Origin of the sequence: Faecalibacterium sp. I3-3-33, assembly GCF_023347295.1 — a bacterium.
In the GTDB taxonomy this organism is placed as follows: Bacteria; Bacillota; Clostridia; order Oscillospirales; family Ruminococcaceae; genus Faecalibacterium.
Window position 1 is genome coordinate 2,037,688 of sequence record NZ_CP094469.1, and the last position, 18,841, is coordinate 2,056,528.

The following is an 18,841-nucleotide window of genomic DNA, read 5'->3' on the forward strand; positions in this document are numbered from 1 at the left end:
AACCATGAAATTCAACCGTGTAACTGCACTTTCGCTCAGCCTTGTGCTGGCCTTCAGCCTTGCCGCCTGCGGGCAGGGCGCATCCTCTGCATCCTCTGCATCTTCTGCATCTTCTTCCGCTTCCTCTGCGGCTGCAGAAAGCAAGACCGAGGAGCAGCTGCTGGCCGAGGAAAACGAGATCCTTTCCGCAAACGATGCCCTGTGGGAGAAGGTGTTCTCCTCCATGGACAAAAACGTGACCGAGACCACCCTCAGCACGAACTACGGCGATTTTCTGCTCAACGCCGTGGAAAAGGCAAAGGACCAGTTCTCGGATGAGGAGTACAAGACCCTGACCGCCGATGCAGAAAAGATTCGGGATATCGAAAATCAGATTGCTGCCCTTGCCCCCGCAGAGGGCACCTCTTCCAGTGCTGCCGCACAGGGCACCGCCTTCCCCAAGTTTGAGGGCAGCGATTTAGAGGGCAACCCGGTGGACAACAGCCTGTTTGCGGGCAACGCCTTTACGGTGGTGAACTTCTGGTTCAACGGCTGCAAGCCCTGCGTGGAGGAACTGGACGACCTGAACGCCCTGAACGAGAAGGTCAAGGCACAGGGCGGCGAGGTGGTCGGCATCAACACTGAGACGCTGGACGGCAACCAGCAGGGCATCGAAGCCGCCAAAAAGCTGCTGGCTACAAAGGGCGCAAGCTACCGCAACATCTACTTTGCCTCCGGCAGTGAGGCCGGCAAGTTCGCGCTGAACATCATGGCCTTCCCCACCACCTACGTTTTTGACCGGGACGGCAACGTTGTGGGCCAGCCCCTGCTGGGCGGCATTGACAAGGAAGAAAACCTTGCTGCCCTGCAAAAAAATATTGACGCCGCCCTTGCCAAGGACAGCGCCAAATAAGCTATTCTCCCCTGCCGCCTTCGGGCGGCTTTTTTGTTTGCTGCGGGCATTGCCATGCACGCCCGGGCACCGGACGGAATACGCTGGGGCAGAAGCATACTTTTACCAGTAAAGGAGCGTATCTCCATGAAAAACACCGGAACTCTCCGCATCCAGACCTTTGCGGCCCGCCAGTCTGCCCCCATGGAGGGGGTGATCGTTGCGGTGCAGGGGGACGGCTTTACCCTGCACTGTATCACCGATGCGACCGGCAGCGCCGCCGACATCCCCATTGAAGCCCCCGCCTGCGCCCTCTCGCTGGACGAGGACAACACCACCCGCCCCTACGCCATTGTCAGCCTGACCGCCGCAAAGCCCGGCTACCGCACCGTGCGCATTGAGGGCATCCAGATCTTCGCCGGGCAGGTAACGCTTGCACAGCCCCAGATGCTGCCCGACACCGAGGAAGGCAAGGACATCCCGGACTCGCCCATCGTCATCCCGCCGCACGCTTTGTTTGCGGGCAGCGGCGGCAGCGGCCCGCAGCCGGTGCAGCACTGCATACCCCGGGTGCTGGATCAGGTCGTCATCCCCAAAAATATCACGGTGCATCTGGGCAAACCGGCGGCTTCTGCCCGCAATGTGACCGTCTCCTTCCGGGATTATATCGCAAACGTTGCTTCCAGTGAGGTCTACCCCACATGGGCTGACGAAAATAACCCAACGGGCAGGGTGCTTCCCGGCTCAGAACTCCCATTCGATCGTGATCTCCTGCTTTCCGGTAAGCGGGTCTTTTGGGCTGACAACCACACGCCGCACCAGAAGCGCCGCAAGTTCACGGGTCAGATGGGAAACCTGTGCCAGTTCACGGACACGCTGCCTTTGCGCCTGAACAACGTCCGTTTCCTTTAGCTGCTGTTCCAGTTCTGCTTCCAAGCCACGGATGCGGTTTTCCGCACTTTTTATTTCCTCCCCAAACGCCCGGTTCATTTCCGCAAATTGAACGGCATCGATCAGCCCGGACACTTTATCCAGATACAGCTCCTGCATAGCTTTGCGCCGCCGCTCCACCTCGCCTTTCAGCCGTTTCAGCTCGCTGCGCTGCGCCTGCTCCCGCTGCCGTACCGGGTCATCCCGCCGGGGCAGTTCCACCTTTTCCGGGTCGAAATATTCCGCTGCATATTCCCGGATGCGCCGGAGCACCAGCTCCTGCAAATCGTCCAGATTGGTGCAGGTCTTGTTCCCGCACCGCTTGGGCGCACGCTGGTGCATCCGGCAGCGGACATAGCGCACACAGGTGCCGTCTGCCTTGGGCGGGCGGCCGGTCTGCTCCATGATGCAGCCGCAGCAGCTGCACACCACCTTCCGCGCCAAGGGATGGATCATACCCCCGGCACCGCTGCGGGTGCGGCGCTGCATTATCCGCTGCACGGTGTCGTAGGTATCCTTGTCGATGATGGCTTCGTGGGTGTTCTCCACCACGATCCACTGGGACTTAGGGAGCCAGACCGTCCGCTTGGACTTGTAGCTCACCTTTTTGTGCCGCCCCTGCACCAGATTCCCGGTATAGGTCTGGTTGTGAAGCATCTGGTAGATCGTCCCGCTGCTCCACAGCGACTCACAGGACGTTTTCCGGGCAAGGTGGTAGCGCTTCCCGTTCTGCTGCTTGTACGCTGTGGGGCTTGGCACTCCCTCCTCGTTTAAAATCTGTGCGATTTTGTGCGCACCCATTCCGCTGAGCGCCAATGCAAAAATACGCTTTACCACCTCCGCTGCCTCCGGGTCGATGACAAGCTTTCCTTTGGCGTCCGGGGCTTTCTGGTAGCCGTACAGGGCAAAGGAGGCGATATACTGCCCCTCCTTCCGCTTATGATTCAGCACCGAGCGGACATTGGCGGACAGATCCTCCAGATACCACTCGTTGATCAGGCCATTGATCTGACGGGACTTTTTGTTCGCCGTATCGTTTGTATCCACATGGTCAACGACAGCAATAAACCGAATGCCCCACTCAATGAACTTCCCGTGGAGGTATTTTTCCACCAGCTCCATATCCCGGGTAAAACGGGACTGCGTCTTTGCCAGCACCACATCAAACCTGTGTTCGCTGGCAGCCTGTATCATGGCATTGAACGCCGGACGATTCCGGTCGATGCCGGAGTAATCCTCATCGGAATAGATCTGGTAGAGTTCAAAGCCCTGCTCCATGGCGTACTGGAGCAGCATCGACTTCTGGTTCTGGATACTTTCCGATTCACCGGTCCTGGTTTCGTCTTCTTTGCTCAGGCGGCAATAAATCGCTGCTTTCATCCGCTGCACCTTTGCAAGGACGGTCTGTCAGCCACAGGCCTTTGCCGGATCGGCAGCAGGCAGTTTATCAACGATGTATCGCTCAAACGCCTTCTGAAAGCATTCTTTGCGCTGCTGGTTTGTCTCGGACTGAAATTTCTCGTACAGGATAAAAGAAGTTTTCTCCATAGGCTCCCCCTTTTCGGTTTGCTTGGTTGTGTTATGCGTCATCTCAGTCTATTTCCGGCTGCCGGAAATCAGAACTTTTCAGGCGGCAATATGGCACAACTATTACAACGACCGACAAATCAAATTACAGCAAAAACGGCCTGAACCCTGTACCATACAGGATTCAGACCGTTTTTGCTGCTATATTTTACTTCTGCTCTTTGTCCACTACCCGGATCTTGCCTTTCCTCCACAACACATAGGAAGTCAGGATGCCGATAGGCAGCATCACGATGATAAAGATGCCCACAAGTCCGCCCAGCACGGAACCGTAGCCCGCAAGGCGTGCGGCAAGGGAGACCACCGTCATGATGATGAGCACCGGCAGAACGCCCTTGATGCCGCCCTTGACTACCTTGCTGCCGCTGGACGAGCTGGCGAACAGACCCAACGCCATAGAGCCGAACAGCGCCGGCAGCAGGTAGCCGGAGGCCGTCTTGACGGCGGGCAGCTCGAACACCGGGCTGATGAAGGAGGCACACACCGCTGCCAGCGTCAGGATGGCAACGGTCATCAGGGAAGAGACCGCAACAGCCACCGAGGCGATGGCCTCACCTTCCGGGGTGTTGGGCTGCTTCTTGGTCAGGTTCATGGCGTTTGCTGCCACCGGGAGCTTCAGGTTCATGATATTGCCGGTGATAAAGGCCAGATAAGCCGAACAGCCCAGAATAGGGGTGTAGCTCAGTGCCTCCGAAAAGCCCACCGGGATGTAGATGAGCAGGATGGAAAAGGTGTTCACGTTGAACACCTCGCCCAGAGACGGGATGCTGTCGTAGGCAGCCAGCACCACAAAGGGCAGCGCCACCATGTAAATGAGGGCGATCAGGGTACCCACACGACCCCAGCGGTGCGCCCAGCTCTGGAAGGAATCCATTTTAGCCTCAGTCTTTGCTTTGCTCATGTCTGTTTTCCTCCCCTTAACCGAAAATCCGTACCCATGCCAGCGACGAGATCAGGCCGCCCAGCATGGAGAATGCCATTACAAAGTTATTGAGCCATGCAAGACCCGGGCGCTTTGCCAGCACACCCACACCAATGGCGATCACAAGGCCGGTGATCATAACGGCAGCCTGCACATTGTCGGTGAATAGCAGAATGGGAATGTACACCGAGAACATCACCAGCATAAACACACCGGACAGCACGTTTTTCCAAGTGCTGCCGCCGCTTTCGGCCGCAGAGCGGTCCACGCTTTTGCACAACTTTTTGCCGAGGGGCAGCAGGATCAGGAAACCGCTCAGCATGCCCACGCTCATCAGGATCATCACCACGCCGAACTGCCGTCCGGTGGCACCCTCCAGCATTTCCGCAGAGGATGCGTAGCCCAGCACCTGTGCAATGGAGCTGGAGATCATGGTTTCGTAGGACAGCGAGCCGATGACCGACAGCCGCCACCATGCCCACACGCTGCCCATCACCGCAATGAGCACGAACAGACCCACCACGATGGAAAGGCTGGGCACAACAGAGAATATCAGGCTGGATTTGATCACGTTGCTCAGTTCCTTGCGGGTGATGCCCAGTTCCAGACAGTGGTCGTAGGCCTTTTTGAGATAGACCAGCGAGAATGCGGAAATGTACAAAAGACCGCCGATGACCAGCGCCAGCAGCAGCGGGCTCTGGATGATATCTTTCATGGTTGCCATAGATTGTCCTCCCCATAAACACAAAACGGACGAAAAAAGGCGGGTATTCTCTGCCCGCCGTCCTCGCGATACGGACAAGATACCGGAAAAAGCTTTTTCTGTCAAATAAGTATGACTAAAGTGCAGACGGCTTTTGGGATACATTTCCGGTAGGAGAAGCCGCAAAAAGCCTTTATCGCGCAAAGATAATAAAGTTATGACCGCCGGTCACTTTGCTTCCGTTGAAAGTTGCACAAATTTTAAAGAAAATTTCTGTCGTTCTGCCGAAAACAGCGGACAAGGGCAAGATATTTTTCTGACTTGCCCTTATCGGCGTTCTGGTCGGTTTTCGTGAAATATAAAGCAAAAAGGAGTTCTGCCACGGACAAATGTCCGGGCAGAGCTCCCTTTGCATTTATCTTATTCTGCCGCCTTACTCCCCCAGCGTCTCGCCCAGTGCCAGCACGGCGTTGCGGACGCACTCCGGGCAGGGGCACAGCGGTGCGCCGGTCTCCGTGCCCTTCAGGTCTTTACAGATGGTAGCGCCGCACTTTTCCTGAAAATTTTGCAGCAGTTCCTTGGAGATGCGGGGCGTACCCTTGCCGTCCGTAACAACGCCCGCCACCATCACAGCGCCGATCAGTGCGCCGCAGGTGCTTTCCATGCAGCCCATGCCGGCGGCATAGCCTGCGCCCAGCTTCGTCAGAGTGTCGGCATCCACCGGCAGCTTGTCCTCGAATGCTTTCAGCACCGCCTGTGCGCAGTTGCACTGTCCGGCAGCTTTCCATGCGGCAGCCTGCGCTGCCCGTTCTTCGATGTTCATTTTACAGTCCTCTTTCTTTGATTACTTCCGATTCGTTGCTTTCAGTATACCATGGTTTCTCCCATCAGAAAAGCCTATCTGCCAATTCTCACTGCTCTGTGACAGTACACTTACAGGAAAGATATGTTGCGAGGAAACAACTCCCCTAGACAAGCCAAAAACGATCATCCGTCCGATACTGGTTGCGATTCGGGCTGGTGCACCGGACATCCCGGTAAAATCATAAACCGAAAAATAAAAAAAGTAGAATGAAAGAAATACATTTTATAATAACGGGAGTGCAAAGTCTCATGGAACGGAACTGTCTTCATTGTAAATACAAACAATGGAACCCCATCAGCAACAGATATCGCTGCGGTCTCGAACGACTATCTTATATCAGCGCCAACAGTTCCTGTGATGCTTTTGTCCTTGATTCGTCATCTTCGGAGGATCCGTTGGAGCTTGCCGCCCGACAGGGTGACGCAGAGGCAATGGATCGTCTGGGCGGAAAGTACTATGAGAAAAAGCAGTATGAAAAAGCCTGTTCCTGGTGGAGCAAAGCCTCTGCACGCGGCAACGCGCATGCAGCAACTTTTTTGGGGAGAATGTATATCAATGGTCTTGGTGTTTCTAAAAGCATTCCCGGCGCAGTACGCCAGCTGAAGCTGGGCACAGAACTTGGAAACAGGCAAGCTCCTTTCTGGCTTGGTCGGCTTTACGAAGTTGGCCGTGATGTCCCACAGAATTGGACAGAAGCTGCCCATTGGTACACACTGGCGGCTGAGCGCAATGTTCCCGGAGCCCAATACAAGCTGGGCATCTGTTATCGTGACGGCCTTGGCGTACAGACAGACCGTTCCAAGGCAGAACAGTATTTAAAGCAGGCCGCAGCACAGGGAAACGCCGATGCACAGCAGGCATTGGAGCAGTTGTGTCCTGCGCAGACTCCTTCCTCTGCGCAGAAGCCGGAAAGGCGCTCAGCTGTACAGGAGCCGGCAGCTCCGCAGCAATCCGCAATGGAAGAGCTGAACGCCCTGATCGGATTGACACAGCTAAAAACCGACATCCAGCAGCAATTTACAATGATGCAGATACAAAAAAAGCGCGAGGCTATGGGATTGCGCATAGAAAAACAGAGTCTGCACATGGTTTTTACCGGCAACCCGGGCACCGGCAAAACCACCGTTGCGCGTATTATGGGACGGCTTTTTCAGGAAATCGGCGTTCTTTCCAAAGGTCAGCTGGTCGAAGTTCAGCGCGCTGATCTTGTAGGCGGTTACATTGGTTCCACTGCGCCTAAAACGCTGGAAAAGATCCAGGAGGCTTTGGGCGGTATCTTATTTATTGATGAGGCCTATACGCTGGTTGGAAAAGGCTCGAATGATTTCGGACAGGAAGCCATCGACACGCTTCTGAAAGCGATGGAGGACTATCGTGATGATCTCATTGTGATCGTAGCCGGTTATCCGCAGCAGATGAAAGATTTTGTCAACAGCAATCCCGGCTTGGAATCCCGTTTTACGCGATATTTCCAATTTCCAGATTATACCGAGGACGAGATGCTGCAGATCTTCAAAAAGCTGTGCACCTCTCGTGATTATCAAATCAGCAGCGATGCGCTTGAAGCAGCCGCCATGCAGCTGCGCGAGATCCGCCGCAGTGCGGGGGAAAACTTTGCCAACGCACGCGAAGTCCGCAACTATTTCCAGAAGCTGCTGGTCAGTCAGAGCACACGGCTTGGTACAATGAGCAACCCCAGCCTGGAAGATCTGATGACGATCACGCTGGACGATGTAAAATCCTGTATGCCGCTTCCGAAGAAAGGCCCTTCTCCACAGGAAGAATTGAACGAGCTGGTCGGAATGACTGCTTTGAAAAAGTCCGTCATGGAACAGATCAACATGGTTCGCTATCAGCAGCTGCGGGAGCAGCAGGGGCTGAAAACCGCCGCAATGTCCCGGCACATGGTTTTTACCGGAAATCCCGGTACAGGAAAAACCACCGTTGCCCGGATCATGGCACAGTTGTACAATGAGATCGGTGTATTGCCGCGCGGGCAGTTAGTGGAAGTACAGCGCGCCGATCTTGTAGGCCGTTATGTGGGCGAAACCGCGCCTAAAACGCTGGCAAAGATCCGCGAAGCACGCGGCGGGATCTTATTTATTGATGAGGCCTATACACTGGTTGGAAAAGGCGGAAACGATTTTGGACAGGAAGCCATCGATACGCTGCTTGTCGAGATGGAAAACCACCGGGACGACTTTATTGTGATCGTAGCCGGATATAAGGAGCAGATGCAGTCCTTTATCGAAAGCAACCCCGGCCTTGCTTCCCGCTTTACTTCCTATTTTGATTTTCCTGATTACACCGCTCCGGAAATGATGGAGATCTTTTTGCGGCTATGCAAAAAACGGGATTATCGTCTTACGCCTGAGGCAGAGCAGGATCTGCTGAACTATCTTCAGGTGTTGGAGCAAACCCGCAGTACCAGCTTTGCCAATGCGCGTACCATACGTAATTTGTTTGAGTCCATTGTAACCAAACAAAGCAACCGCATTCTGGCGTCCGGTCACTGCGAGGTCGAAAGCCTTCAGCAGCTTTTGCCAGAAGATATTCAGTCTGCAATACAATAAAAAGAGGTGTCTACATGAGTGTTTGCAGTTTTTGTGGTAAAGATCAAAAGGATGTCGGTCTATTGATTCTCGGGCCGAACGGTGCGAACATCTGTAATGCGTGTGTCAAACTTTGTTATAACCTGATTCTTGATGCAGACAAAAAAGATGACGCTTCCAAGAATTCTCAGCCTGCCAGCCCCACCGCAGGTGATCCAGACGATTTGTATCTGTAAAATAGCATCTCAAACGAAAACGGCCATGCAAAAGCATGACCGTTTTCGTTTTGTCATTCTTTTTTGAATGTGACAGGAAATGGCTGCGAAATATCTGTGAGTCCTGTGATGTAATTCATGTCTACATTATAGAATCTTGCCAACTCGATCAGACACTCCACTGGCATCCGCACTCTGCCATTTTCATAGTCTGAATAAGTCGTCTGTGCAACATACACAGCTCTTGCAATATCCTTTTGGCTGTAGTCATAATCATCCCGCAATTCGCGAATCCTCTCCGTGTACCGCATCGCAATCACCTCGTATTAGATTGTACAATAATTCAAGCCATTTCGCAATTTTCACCGGGTTTTACGGTAAGGAAAACATCAAAACGACAAATTGATGTATTCTAAGATAAAGCATATCCAAGTGGTTCTTGTGTACAATGTAGGAGGAAACGATCAAATGACTCTTTTTATGGCATTTTTAAATGCGCTGAACTGGATCTTGCAACCGATTCTAAATCTTGTAGCATGGCTTGGCAGCACCGGCAACTGGTATTATATATTTGTTGCAGGGTTTATTTTGTGGGCGATTTTTCGCTACGGCGGCAGACTTCGATTTTACTTATTTTTGGCCGGTGCCGGGGTATTTGTCGTTTTAATAGGCTTTGCGCTCCTTTGCAGCCTGACCCCCTCCGGGATACATTCTGTTGGCGATTTTTTCCTTTTCATCCTGCTTCTGATTGCTTTTATTGCAATAATCTTTCTTGGCGGAAAGATCATCCGCTTTTTTACCGGAGCGGCAGGGCGGCAGCGGTCTTATGAGCGTCGGGTCGATCGCTTCCATGACGCGTGGAATTCCAGAAATGATCGTTGGTAAATACAGGATCCGAAGAAATACATTCATTTATGGATTTTAGAGTGCATTAAAAACGCTCGTAGCGCTGACATGATAGGAGCCGTTGCTGATCGCAACGGCTCCTTTTGCATGTTTAATGCCCCTGCCGGAAATGGCAAAAGCAGGCAGAAGTTTCACGATCGATCACCTCCATGCAAAAACTTTTTCCTGTATCGGCCCGCCGCAGCGGAAAGTCAGTAGTTTTCACACGTTTATACGTTCATTCTCATCTTTGGTTTGTTCTGTCCTACCTGGCCGGAGCAGGCACTGCGGGCGAACATCCACTGCCAGATCTCGCTGGCGCTGAACCGCATTTATACCGAGTGGTACCCCAGCAAGGGCTACACCTTCAACATCACCAACTCCACCAGCTACGACCAGTACTACGTCCATGGGCGCACGGTGTTCGAGGTGATGGTGCGCATCACAGACGATATCTTCAACACCTATCTGCGCAAGCGCGGCACGGTGAACCCCTATTATTCCGAGTATTGCGACGGCAAATCGGTCACCTGCCCGGGGCTCAAGCAATGGGGCACGGTAACGCTGGCCAACAACGGGCGCAGTGCTTTGCAGATCCTGCGCTACTACTACGGCAGCAGCATCGAGATCGTGCGCACCCAAAATATCCGCTCCATCCCGCAGAGCTACCCCGGCACGCCGCTGCGGCAGGGCAGCCGCGGCGCGGCGGTGTTCACCCTGCAACGGCAGCTGAACCGCATTACCAAGGACTATCCCTTCCTTGGCAAACTGACGGTGGACGGCGTATTCGGCAGCCAAATGGCTGCCACAGTGCGGGCGTTCCAGAAGCAGTTCAACCTGACCGCCGACGGCGTGGTGGGGCGGCAGACATGGTACAAGATCAGCTACATCTATGTATCGGTAAAGGACCTCGCCGAGCTGACCAGCGAGGGCGAAACTGCTACCGGCACCCTGTCTGACGGCACATGGAGCGGCACGGTGCTGAGCTCTGGCGCTTCCGGCAGCGCGGTGGAGCAGGTACAGTTCTGGCTGAACACGCTGGCGCAGTACGACAGCGCCATCCCCGCCGTAAAGGTGGACGGCATATTCGGCACCGCCACCGCCAATGCGGTGCGCGCCTTCCAACGCAAATACGGCCTTACGGTGGACGGCATAGTGGGTCAGACCACTTGGAAGGAGCTGTACGATGAGTTTTTGAGTATCCAGTCCGACAACGGCACCCCCAACGCCTACCCCGGCACGCCGCTGCGGGAGGGTTCCTCCGGGCAGAATGTGCGGCTGGTGCAGTTCTGGCTGAAGATCGCGCGCACCGTGTACACAAGCCTTGAAAGCGTGACCGTGGACGGAAAATTCGGCGCGGGCACGGCATCGGCTGTGCGGCGGTTCCAGCGCTACTTCGGGCTGACGGCAGACGGCGTGGTGGGGCAAACCACATGGCAAAAGCTGTACGAGGTGTACAACGATATCGCCAACCGGCTGCTCTCCTCTTCCCTGCGTCCCGGCGAGTACCCGGGCGTGCTGCGCACCGGCTCTTCCGGCACAGCGGTGCGGGAGCTGCAATTTTACCTCTACCTCATGAGCGCCTACGAGAGCAGCATCCCGCCGGTAAGCATTGACGGCAAGTTTGGCGCGGATACCGAGCGGGCAGTGCGGGCATACCAGCGATTTGCGGGGCTTACCGTGGACGGTGTGGTGGGGCGCACCACATGGAACTCCCTCTATGGCCGCGCCAGCCAGCTGCGCTCTTCCGGCCCGGTGGTCACTTTAAAACGTCTGCCCTACCCCGGTGCCCCGCTGACGGTGGGCAGCAGCGGCGAGGCGGTGCTGTACTACAATCTGCTTTTGCAGCGCATCGCCTATTATTTTTCCAGCGTGGAAGCTCCGCCCCTTGTCGACCGCTATACCGAAGAAACTGCCACAGCCACCCGCAGCGCCCAGCAGCTATTAGGGCTGGAGCAGACCGGCATTGCCGATGCCGACACATGGACGGCGGTGGAGGCACTGAGTTTGCAGCTGGCCGCCCACGCCCCGAACCCGGACCGGGACGTTCCGCCCAGCACCGCTTACCCGGGGCGCGCCATCGCCGAGGGCAGCGCCGGGCAGGAGGTGGGACAGGTGGAGCGCTGGCTCAACCGCCGGGCGCAGCTTTCCTGCGGCGAGGGCTATGTGGCCGATAACAACCGCTTTGGCGCGGCAGACGCAGCCGCCGTGCGGGCTGTTCAGCAGCAGGCGGGGCTGCAGCCGGTGAACGGCATCGTGTACCGCGAAACATGGTATGCTTTGCAAGCCCAGTGCGCCGACCCCTGCGGCTGCGAGAAGGAGGAATGAGGGATGGCACGCCTTTTGATCTATGACGCCTACGAAAACAAGGTGTACACCTACGCAAACCTGAACGAGAACGATCCCATGCCTTACAGCACCCTGACCACCCTGCGGCTGCGGGAGTTCCGGGGTAAATCGGCCAGCCCTACCCTGTGGACCACCATTGCCGCCATGGAGGCGTGGAACCTGACCCGCCGCAAATACGGCAGGGGCATCCCGGTGGGGTACGCCTTCCGCCGCATCTGGGAGGGCGGTCACGGCACCCGCAGCCAGCACTATGCAGGGGTAGCGTTTGACGTAGGGCAAAGCCTTGGCCAGCGCCAGCGCACCGCCATTTACAACGCTGCCCGCGCTACCGGCGCGTGGGGCTATGTGGAGCCGCTGAGCCAGACCCCCACATGGGTGCACTTTGACCGCCGCTACGGCACCCCGGCCTGCAGCGGCACCACCGCCGGTTACCCCACCCTGCGCCGGGGCAGCCGGGGCTGCTATGTCATGGTCTTGCAGGACGCACTTTCCACCCTTGGCTACCAGACCGGCAGCCGCATCGACGGCATCTTTGGTGCCCGCACCGAACAGGCGCTGCGCGGCTACCAGAAGCGTACCAGCCTGCGGGTGGACGGCGTGTGCGGCTGCGACAGCTGGAAAAAGATCTCCACCGCCGTCATCGGCATCGGGCGCACCAAAACCACCATTGACTAGTTTTCAGTTTATATAAAAAGGGTTCCGAGACGCCCGCGAGCGTTTCGGAACCCTTTTCTATGGAAAAATCTTATTTTACAGCCTGCTTCAACTGTTCCAGATCTGCGGCATCCGGGTGGGAGAGCGCCTTGTCGAAGTTTTCGATCAGGGCATCCAGATTGGGGATGTGCGCAGGCTGCGCCTTCATCGCCTCGTACCGCTGCCGGACGGACATGGGCATTTTGCCCTGACACATAAAGCTGCCGATGACGGTGTTGCTGCCGTCCAGCGCCTTCCGGGTGGCGGCAAGGATCTTTTCGAAGTAGGGCGCACTGCCGCCAAAGCCTGCAGTGCCAAACAGGAACACCCGCTTGCCGTGCAGCTGCTGCAAAAGCTCCAGCGTGTCGGCGTCAGCCTTGCCCTTGTCCGTCCAAAAGCCCACATATAGGGTATCTGCTGCCAATGCGGCAGCGTCCGGCACACCGAAATAGCAACAGTCTGCCTGCGGCAGCTGCTCCTGCAGGGTCTGTGCCAGCAGTGCGGTGTTGCCGGTTTTGCTGCTGAATACGATGGCGTAACTCATTTTTACCTCCCTCAGAGCAGCGGCAAAGCTGCCGGGTGCTCTTGTGCATACGTTATTTTACGGCAGTTCCTTTGCCGTGAGAGCCTGAAATCATGGAAGAGTATAGTACAGTGCCCTGCCAAAATCAAGAGTTGACGATATTCTCGCCTTTCCCGGCCAGAATGCTGCGCAGATTGCCGGTGGTGATGTCCATCAGCCGCTGCAATGCTTCCTTGGTAGTCCATGCGATATGCGGAGTGAGCACCGCGCCCGGCAGGACGCGCAAACGGCTTTGGGGCGGCAGCGGCTCAGTGGCAAAGGCATCAGCGCCGTAAAAGGCGAGTTTTCCACTTTCCAGCGCATCAGCTACGGCTTCTTCGTCTACCAGTGCGCCCCGGGCGGTGTTCAGCAGAATGGCACCGGGCTTCATTTTGGCAAGGGCTTCCCGGCTCATCAGCCCACGGGTTGCCGGGGTGGCCGGGCAGTGCAGGCTGAGCACATCGCTGCGGGCAAGCAGGGTGTCAAAGTCCACGAACTCCACCCCATCAGAGTCGTACTCCGGGCGCACCGTGCGGGTGCACACCAGCACCTCCATGCCAAAGGCCTTTGCGATGCGGGCGGTCTGGCGGCCGATGCTGCCGTAGCCGTAGATGCCAAAGGTCTTGCCCAGCAGCTCCACCTGCGGCAGCAGACCGTACTCTGCCGGGATGCCCAGCTGCCAGTATCCGTCCTTTACCGCCCGGTCGTACCGCTGGGCACACTGGCAGATGGCCAGCAGCAGGCTGAAGGTCATCTGCGCCACGCTATAAGTAGAGTACCCCGGCACGTTGGCTACTGCCACCCCATGGCGGCGGCAGGCTTCAAGGTCGATATTATCCGTGCCGGTGGCGATGATGCCCACCCATTTAAGGTTCGGGCACTGCGCCAGCACCGCCTCGTCAATGCGGCACTTGTTGATGAGCACCAGCTCTGCATCCCCGATGCGGGGCGCAATGTCCGCGTAGTCGGTGCGCACATAGCTGGTGGTGTCCGGCACCAGTGCCTTTACCCCGGACCAGTCCAAGTCCCCTTCTTCCATCACATAGCTTTCCAGGATCACTGCCTTCATAGCTTTCTCATTCCCTCTCTGGTTTACGTTATTCCGTTTCTTTCAGCGGATAAAGCGCCAGTGCAAGACTGCCGCCGTAGGGGCGGCTGTCCAGCGCGGCATAGCCCTTTGCCAGCAGCAGCGCCAGCTGCACCCTATCTTCCAGCGGCACCCACACCGGCGCGGTGCGGGCGGGCACACAGCCGGTGCGCAGCAAAAAGCAGGGCGCAAGGCTTTCCAGCGGGCGCAGCGCCCGCAGCCCGAAGCCCTGCCGGAAATACAGCGGCAACCGTGCCGCCGCGGTTTCGGTGCACTCCACTACCGCCCATGCCGTGCCCTTGCGGCGCAGCCGGTCTGCCCGGGCTGCGGCAATTTCCACCAGCCGGGCGGGCAGCTCCTCGCCGGTGCTCACCGGCGGGGTGAGCAGACAGCCGCCTTCCAGCTGCCGACGCCCCAGCCAGCTGCGCAATGCCGCTGCTGCGGCGGTATCGGCGGTAAGGGGCAGCACCAGCAGCGCCGCCCCAGCTGTGCCCCACGCCTCGCCTACGGTCAGCATCCGTAGCACCTCGGTACGGGGACGGTAGAACCCCGCCCCGCCGCAGCGCACCAATGTAAAAAATTCTTCGGCGGAAAGCCGCCGTACCTGCCGCTGACGCGGCGGGTCGCATACCTGGATCATTTGCAGTTCCTCCGTTCTGATGTTCTTTCCATCAGCATACAGAAAACTGCGTGCAAACCGGCGCGAAACAGCGCGCCTTACAGCACAAAGATCAGTCCAGCGAAACGTCCTCGCTCAGCACCTGCCCAATGGGCTTTGCAATGCACAGGTCGGCAGAGGCATCCGCCCCGGTGGGCTGCATATTGATGACCACCAAGTTGTCACCCCGGAAGTAGCGGATGAGCCCGGCGGCAGGGTACACCACCAGACTGGTACCGCCGATGATAAGGGTATCGGCATGGCGGATGGCATCCACCGCGCCGGACAGCACCTCCTCGTCCAAGCCCTCCTCGTAAAGCACCACGTCCGGCTTTACGATGCCGCCGCACTCGGTACAGCGGGGCACGCCGGTGCTGTTTGCGATGAAATCCACATCGTAGAACTTGCCGCAGCGGGTGCAGTAGTTGCGCAGAGTGCTGCCGTGCAGCTCGTACACGGTTTTGCTGCCCGCCGCCTGATGCAGACCGTCGATGTTCTGGGTGACCACCGCCCGCAGCTTGCCCTGCTGTTCCAGCTTTGCCAGCCGCAGATGGGCGGCGTTGGGCTTTGCCCCCTTTACGATCAGCTTATCGCGGTAAAAACGGTAAAATTCTTCCGGGTTTTCCTCCCAGAAGGTATGACTGAGGATGGTTTCGGGCGGGTAGTCGTACTTCTGGTGGTACAGCCCGTCCACGCTGCGGAAATCCGGGATGCCGCTTTCCGTAGAAACGCCCGCGCCGCCGAAAAAGACGATGCTGCTGCTTTTTGCAATAATGTCTTCCAGTGCCTTGACCATAGTTGAAACGCCCCTTTCCTCATGGAAGCTTTTGTGTTAAGATAGTACCAGTATAGCACATTCTTGCAGGAAAGGAAGAGGCCGGTTTTGAACGTCTGGTACATCAACAGCATCCTTGGAGCCATCTGTTTAGAGGAGGAGAACGATGCGCTGTGCGGGGTACATTTCTGCCCGGACGGCGCACCGGAGCTGGAGCCGCTGCCCCGCAGGGTGGTGGAGACCCCCCTGTTACAAGAAGCCGAGGAGCAGCTGAACGAATATTTTGCCGGGGTGCGCCGGGAGTTCGACCTGCCGCTGGCGGCAAAGGGCACGCCCTTTCAGCAGGCGGTATGGGCGCAGCTGCGCAAAATCCCCTACGGGGAGGTCCGCACCTACGGACAACTGGCGGCGGCGCTGGGCAAACCCAAGGCCAGCCGCGCCGTAGGCAGCGCCTGCCACCGCAACCCGCTGTGCATCGTGGTGCCCTGCCACCGGGTCATCGGGGCAGACGGCAGCCTGACGGGCTACGCCGAGGGGCTGGACATCAAGGAATATTTGCTGGAATTGGAGCGATTTTAAGCAATTTATTTTGGGGTAACAGAACACCTGCGGGCGTTCTGTTACCCCATTTTCAAACCTATAAAAATCGAAAAGGCTGCTGCGCATCGTTTGCACAGCAGCCTTTGGTGTTTTATGCAGTTTTAAAAGCCCGTGGGCGGGACGTAATAGCTTGGGATCGACCCGCTTCTGGGCGTAGCTGCGGCCTGCTGGCGCAGCGCCGAACGGGTGACCTCTGCCCAGGAATACTGGGTCATATACTCGCCCCGGTAGGAGTTGAACGCCGAGCGGTCTCCCCGCAGGAAGTTATAGTAATCGCAGTCCACCTTGCTGGTATCCAGTGCCAATGTACTGCGGCCGCGTACCAGCAGCCCGTTGACCCCTGCGTCCTCCAGCGTGTGGCTGAGGTCAAAGATCAGGTTGCGCAGGTGGCTGTGCAGCGAAGCAGTATCGGGCTTATCCTCCCACAGGACAGCCAGCATCTCGCCGTTGGTGCAGGTGGCACCGTTGCGGTCCACGAGGTAAGCCAGCAGCTCCTTGCTCTTGCTGCGCTTGAAGGAGAGCGGACGCCCGCCCACAAAGATCTCGAAGTTGCCGAAGCACTGGATCTTGATGCCCACAGGTGCCGTTTCCGGCGGGTAGCGCAGGTTTTCCAGCACATTGCGCACATCAGCCTCGTTGGCAGGCTTGAGCAGAAAACCGCTGACGAAGATCTGCAATGCTTCCAATGCATACTCCGGGTGCTCTGTGACCACGATGATATTGCAGCGGGGCTGCAATTTCTGGATCATGCGGGCAAGGGCAAGGCCATTCATGCCCGGCATTTCCAAGTTCAAAAAGGCAGCATCCATCGGGCCCTGCCGCATCCACGTCAGGGCATCGTCAGTCGTCATGGCACTGATATAATCGCAGTCCGGTGCCACCCGGCACAGGATACGGATCAGCGAATTGATCGCAAGCTGACCGTCATCCACAACCAGTATTTTCATAGCTTCACCCCCTGTCTGCTTACGCAAAACAATTCCCCGCTGTTAGTTTAGCACGCCGCAAACTTTTAGGCAAGTTATTTTCTGGAAAAATCCAAAAAAGAAACGTTTTCGGCCAGATATTTGTCCATCTTCTCCTATATCTTCAAGACTTTTTTGCGACTTTGGTCGCTTTTTCCGACGAAATACCGGAGCATTGTACGATCAACTGAACTATCAAATTGGCCTTTATTTGTTCCCTTTCCCGCCGGAAAGAACCGCCTTTCCCTGACAAACAACAGGCCGCCGCACCGGTTTTGTGCAGCGGCCTTATTTCATAATTTACGTTTACCGCGGGTGTCTTAATGGAGATCCAGTTCCGGCGGGACGTCCAACTGGTCGGAGACATATTTCCCGTTCTTTTTGCGCTGACGCACGCACTCGGTAAGCAGATATTCGATCTGCCCGTTCACCGAGCGGAAGTCATCCTCTGCCCAAGCGGCAAGGGCATCGTAGAGCTTAGCGTTCAGGCGCAGGGGCACCTGTTTTTTCGGCTCGGTCATCAGTACAGGCTGCCGCTGTTCACGATGGGCTGGGCATCCCGGTTGCCGCACAGCACCACCAGCAGATTGGACACCATTGCCGCCTTGCGTTCATCGTCCAGCTCCACTACCTTGTTCTCGTTCAGACGATCCAGCGCCATTTCCACCATGCCCACAGCGCCGTCCACGATCATCTTGCGGGCATCAATGATGGCACTGGCCTGCTGGCGCTGCAGCATGACCGCTGCGATCTCCGGTGCATAGGCCAGATAGGTGATGCGGGCTTCCACCACCTCGATGCCGGCCTCGGCCACGTTCTTCTGGATCTCGTCCCGGATGCGGGCAGCTACCACCTCAGAGGAGCCGCGCAGGCTGCCCTCGTCGGCTACGCCGTCGCCGGTGGTGTCCACGTTGGGGGCAACATCGTAGGGGTACACCCGCACTACGTTGCGCAGGGCGCTGTCGCACTGCAGGGAGAGGTATTCCTTGTAGTTATCCACGTTGAACACGGCCTTGGCGGTATCGGTCACGCGCCAGATGACTGCAATGCCGATCTCCACCGGGTTACCCAGACAATCGTTGATCTTCTGGCGGGAGTTGTTCAGGGTCATCATCTTGAGCGAGATCTTTTTGCTCATGGACTCGACGCTCATCTGAGCATTCTGGCCGTTATTGCCAAACAGCGCAGCCACGCTGTTCTCCTTGCTGTTCACATCTCCGCTCTGGCTCAGGCGGGTACCGGCGGCGGGGTTGACGGCGGTGCAGAAGGGGTTCACCCAGTAAAAGCCCTGTCCCTTCAGCGTGCCGATGTAATCACCAAACAGGGTGAGCACCAGCGCCTCCTGCGGCTTTAACACCTTAAGGCCGCAGAACAGGAAAATGCCTGCGATGAAGTACGCAATGGACAAAATCAGCAGCGGAATGCCCAGAAACAGCCGGTGCGGCCGATCTGCACTGAGCAACGTGATACAGTAAACGAACAGAGCGATAGCCACCACATAACCCAGCAGGGTGAGCAGCAGCATAGCCATGCCGTTTTTGCGGGTATTCAAAATTTTCTCTTCCATAAAAAGTCCCTCCTTATCAGGGTCGGAAGCGTTTCTTTCTGATATCAAAATCATA

20 protein-coding genes are annotated in these 18,841 nt (G+C 56.8%); 7 read left to right on the top strand and 13 right to left on the bottom strand.

What is annotated here, in order from left to right:
• Positions 1 to 4 precede the first annotated feature (4 nt).
• On the top strand, positions 5 to 892 hold the full coding sequence (locus tag MTP39_RS09590; protein ID WP_249240357.1) for a TlpA family protein disulfide reductase: 888 nt from the start codon (positions 5 to 7) through the stop codon (positions 890 to 892).
• Between the two features lie 723 nt (positions 893 to 1,615).
• Here the strand turns inward: MTP39_RS09590 and MTP39_RS09595 are convergent.
• The 5 genes from MTP39_RS09595 to MTP39_RS09615 all read right to left on the bottom strand — a co-directional run bounded on the left by MTP39_RS09595 (position 1,616) and on the right by MTP39_RS09615 (position 5,836).
• Positions 1,616 to 3,181, bottom strand: a complete 1,566-nt coding sequence (locus tag MTP39_RS09595) for a recombinase family protein (RefSeq protein WP_249240358.1) — start codon at positions 3,179 to 3,181, stop codon at positions 1,616 to 1,618.
• A gap of 27 nt (positions 3,182 to 3,208) precedes the next feature.
• On the bottom strand, positions 3,209 to 3,349 hold the full coding sequence (locus tag MTP39_RS09600; RefSeq protein WP_249240359.1) for a hypothetical protein: 141 nt from the start codon (positions 3,347 to 3,349) through the stop codon (positions 3,209 to 3,211).
• Positions 3,350 to 3,536: 187 nt separating this feature from the next.
• A complete protein-coding gene (locus MTP39_RS09605; protein ID WP_249240360.1) occupies positions 3,537 to 4,289 on the bottom strand; it encodes a hypothetical protein in 753 nt (250 codons plus the stop codon).
• A gap of 16 nt (positions 4,290 to 4,305) precedes the next feature.
• A complete protein-coding gene (locus MTP39_RS09610) occupies positions 4,306 to 5,034 on the bottom strand; it encodes a DUF5058 family protein (protein WP_249240361.1) in 729 nt (242 codons plus the stop codon).
• Positions 5,035 to 5,446: 412 nt separating this feature from the next.
• Positions 5,447 to 5,836 (bottom strand): C-GCAxxG-C-C family protein, encoded by a 390-nt coding sequence (locus MTP39_RS09615; protein WP_249240362.1) that lies wholly within the window; start codon positions 5,834 to 5,836, stop codon positions 5,447 to 5,449.
• Between the two features lie 290 nt (positions 5,837 to 6,126).
• Between MTP39_RS09615 and MTP39_RS09620 the strand changes: the two genes are divergently transcribed.
• Entirely contained in the window at positions 6,127 to 8,451 is a 2,325-nt protein-coding gene (locus MTP39_RS09620) for an AAA family ATPase (protein WP_249240363.1), read from the top strand.
• 14 nt (positions 8,452 to 8,465) lie between these two features.
• Positions 8,466 to 8,666 (top strand): ClpX C4-type zinc finger protein, encoded by a 201-nt coding sequence (locus tag MTP39_RS09625; RefSeq protein ID WP_249240364.1) that lies wholly within the window; start codon positions 8,466 to 8,468, stop codon positions 8,664 to 8,666.
• 53 nt (positions 8,667 to 8,719) lie between these two features.
• Here MTP39_RS09625 and MTP39_RS09630 read toward each other — a convergent pair whose 3' ends face one another.
• Positions 8,720 to 8,956 carry a helix-turn-helix domain-containing protein gene (locus MTP39_RS09630; RefSeq protein WP_249240365.1) on the bottom strand — a complete coding sequence of 79 codons (237 nt, stop codon included), beginning with the start codon at positions 8,954 to 8,956 and terminating at the stop codon, positions 8,720 to 8,722.
• Between the two features lie 157 nt (positions 8,957 to 9,113).
• Between MTP39_RS09630 and MTP39_RS09635 the strand changes: the two genes are divergently transcribed.
• From MTP39_RS09635 to MTP39_RS09645, 3 genes are all read left to right on the top strand, one after another.
• Positions 9,114 to 9,530 (top strand): hypothetical protein, encoded by a 417-nt coding sequence (locus tag MTP39_RS09635; RefSeq protein WP_249240366.1) that lies wholly within the window; start codon positions 9,114 to 9,116, stop codon positions 9,528 to 9,530.
• Positions 9,531 to 9,785: 255 nt separating this feature from the next.
• A complete protein-coding gene (locus MTP39_RS09640; RefSeq protein WP_249240367.1) occupies positions 9,786 to 11,858 on the top strand; it encodes a peptidoglycan-binding domain-containing protein in 2,073 nt (690 codons plus the stop codon).
• Positions 11,859 to 11,861: 3 nt separating this feature from the next.
• Positions 11,862 to 12,554 carry a peptidoglycan-binding domain-containing protein gene (locus tag MTP39_RS09645; protein ID WP_249240368.1) on the top strand — a complete coding sequence of 231 codons (693 nt, stop codon included), beginning with the start codon at positions 11,862 to 11,864 and terminating at the stop codon, positions 12,552 to 12,554.
• Between the two features lie 70 nt (positions 12,555 to 12,624).
• On the opposite strand, the gene bilS is transcribed toward MTP39_RS09645, so the two are convergent.
• From bilS to MTP39_RS09665, 4 genes are all read right to left on the bottom strand, one after another.
• Complete coding sequence (gene bilS, locus MTP39_RS09650) at positions 12,625 to 13,116, bottom strand: flavodoxin family protein BilS (protein ID WP_249240369.1); 492 nt, start codon at positions 13,114 to 13,116, stop codon at positions 12,625 to 12,627.
• Between the two features lie 124 nt (positions 13,117 to 13,240).
• A complete protein-coding gene (locus tag MTP39_RS09655) occupies positions 13,241 to 14,203 on the bottom strand; it encodes a D-2-hydroxyacid dehydrogenase (RefSeq protein ID WP_249240370.1) in 963 nt (320 codons plus the stop codon).
• Between the two features lie 28 nt (positions 14,204 to 14,231).
• Positions 14,232 to 14,861, bottom strand: coding sequence for a hypothetical protein (locus tag MTP39_RS09660; protein WP_249240371.1), 630 nt, complete (start codon positions 14,859 to 14,861; stop codon positions 14,232 to 14,234).
• A 91-nt stretch (positions 14,862 to 14,952) separates the two neighbouring features.
• Positions 14,953 to 15,675, bottom strand: a complete 723-nt coding sequence (locus tag MTP39_RS09665; protein WP_117553355.1) for an NAD-dependent protein deacylase — start codon at positions 15,673 to 15,675, stop codon at positions 14,953 to 14,955.
• Positions 15,676 to 15,762: 87 nt separating this feature from the next.
• Between MTP39_RS09665 and MTP39_RS09670 the strand changes: the two genes are divergently transcribed.
• Positions 15,763 to 16,233 carry a methylated-DNA--[protein]-cysteine S-methyltransferase gene (locus MTP39_RS09670; protein ID WP_249240372.1) on the top strand — a complete coding sequence of 157 codons (471 nt, stop codon included), beginning with the start codon at positions 15,763 to 15,765 and terminating at the stop codon, positions 16,231 to 16,233.
• A gap of 122 nt (positions 16,234 to 16,355) precedes the next feature.
• Here the strand turns inward: MTP39_RS09670 and MTP39_RS09675 are convergent, their stop codons facing one another.
• The 3 genes from MTP39_RS09675 to MTP39_RS09685 form a co-directional block, all read right to left on the bottom strand.
• Complete coding sequence (locus MTP39_RS09675; protein ID WP_249240373.1) at positions 16,356 to 17,201, bottom strand: response regulator; 846 nt, start codon at positions 17,199 to 17,201, stop codon at positions 16,356 to 16,358.
• Positions 17,202 to 17,539: 338 nt separating this feature from the next.
• On the bottom strand, positions 17,540 to 17,740 hold the full coding sequence (locus MTP39_RS09680; protein ID WP_249240374.1) for a PTS ascorbate transporter subunit IIC: 201 nt from the start codon (positions 17,738 to 17,740) through the stop codon (positions 17,540 to 17,542).
• Positions 17,740 to 18,786 (bottom strand): SPFH domain-containing protein, encoded by a 1,047-nt coding sequence (locus MTP39_RS09685; RefSeq protein ID WP_249240375.1) that lies wholly within the window; start codon positions 18,784 to 18,786, stop codon positions 17,740 to 17,742. The genes MTP39_RS09680 and MTP39_RS09685 overlap by 1 nt, the downstream gene beginning before the upstream one ends.
• Positions 18,787 to 18,841: the final 55 nt, after the last annotated feature.

Excerpts from the sequence above, each read along its gene's own strand:
- bilS (WP_249240369.1), bottom strand. The coding sequence starts at position 13,116 with ATGAGTTACGCCATCGTATTCAGCAGCAAAACCGGCAACACCGCACTG.
- MTP39_RS09625 (WP_249240364.1), top strand. The coding sequence starts at position 8,466 with ATGAGTGTTTGCAGTTTTTGTGGTAAAGATCAAAAGGATGTCGGTCTA.
- MTP39_RS09590 (WP_249240357.1), top strand. The coding sequence starts at position 5 with ATGAAATTCAACCGTGTAACTGCACTTTCGCTCAGCCTTGTGCTGGCC.
- MTP39_RS09605 (WP_249240360.1), bottom strand. The coding sequence starts at position 4,289 with ATGAGCAAAGCAAAGACTGAGGCTAAAATGGATTCCTTCCAGAGCTGG.
- MTP39_RS09595 (WP_249240358.1), bottom strand. The coding sequence starts at position 3,181 with ATGAAAGCAGCGATTTATTGCCGCCTGAGCAAAGAAGACGAAACCAGG.
- MTP39_RS09630 (WP_249240365.1), bottom strand. The coding sequence starts at position 8,956 with ATGCGGTACACGGAGAGGATTCGCGAATTGCGGGATGATTATGACTAC.
- MTP39_RS09600 (WP_249240359.1), bottom strand. The coding sequence starts at position 3,349 with ATGGAGAAAACTTCTTTTATCCTGTACGAGAAATTTCAGTCCGAGACA.
- MTP39_RS09660 (WP_249240371.1), bottom strand. The coding sequence starts at position 14,861 with ATGATCCAGGTATGCGACCCGCCGCGTCAGCGGCAGGTACGGCGGCTT.
- MTP39_RS09665 (WP_117553355.1), bottom strand. The coding sequence starts at position 15,675 with ATGGTCAAGGCACTGGAAGACATTATTGCAAAAAGCAGCAGCATCGTC.
- MTP39_RS09615 (WP_249240362.1), bottom strand. The coding sequence starts at position 5,836 with ATGAACATCGAAGAACGGGCAGCGCAGGCTGCCGCATGGAAAGCTGCC.
- MTP39_RS09655 (WP_249240370.1), bottom strand. The coding sequence starts at position 14,203 with ATGAAGGCAGTGATCCTGGAAAGCTATGTGATGGAAGAAGGGGACTTG.
- MTP39_RS09635 (WP_249240366.1), top strand. The coding sequence starts at position 9,114 with ATGACTCTTTTTATGGCATTTTTAAATGCGCTGAACTGGATCTTGCAA.
- MTP39_RS09645 (WP_249240368.1), top strand. The coding sequence starts at position 11,862 with ATGGCACGCCTTTTGATCTATGACGCCTACGAAAACAAGGTGTACACC.
- MTP39_RS09620 (WP_249240363.1), top strand. The coding sequence starts at position 6,127 with ATGGAACGGAACTGTCTTCATTGTAAATACAAACAATGGAACCCCATC.
- MTP39_RS09680 (WP_249240374.1), bottom strand. The coding sequence starts at position 17,740 with ATGACCGAGCCGAAAAAACAGGTGCCCCTGCGCCTGAACGCTAAGCTC.
- MTP39_RS09610 (WP_249240361.1), bottom strand. The coding sequence starts at position 5,034 with ATGGCAACCATGAAAGATATCATCCAGAGCCCGCTGCTGCTGGCGCTG.
- MTP39_RS09675 (WP_249240373.1), bottom strand. The coding sequence starts at position 17,201 with ATGAAAATACTGGTTGTGGATGACGGTCAGCTTGCGATCAATTCGCTG.
- MTP39_RS09685 (WP_249240375.1), bottom strand. The coding sequence starts at position 18,786 with ATGGAAGAGAAAATTTTGAATACCCGCAAAAACGGCATGGCTATGCTG.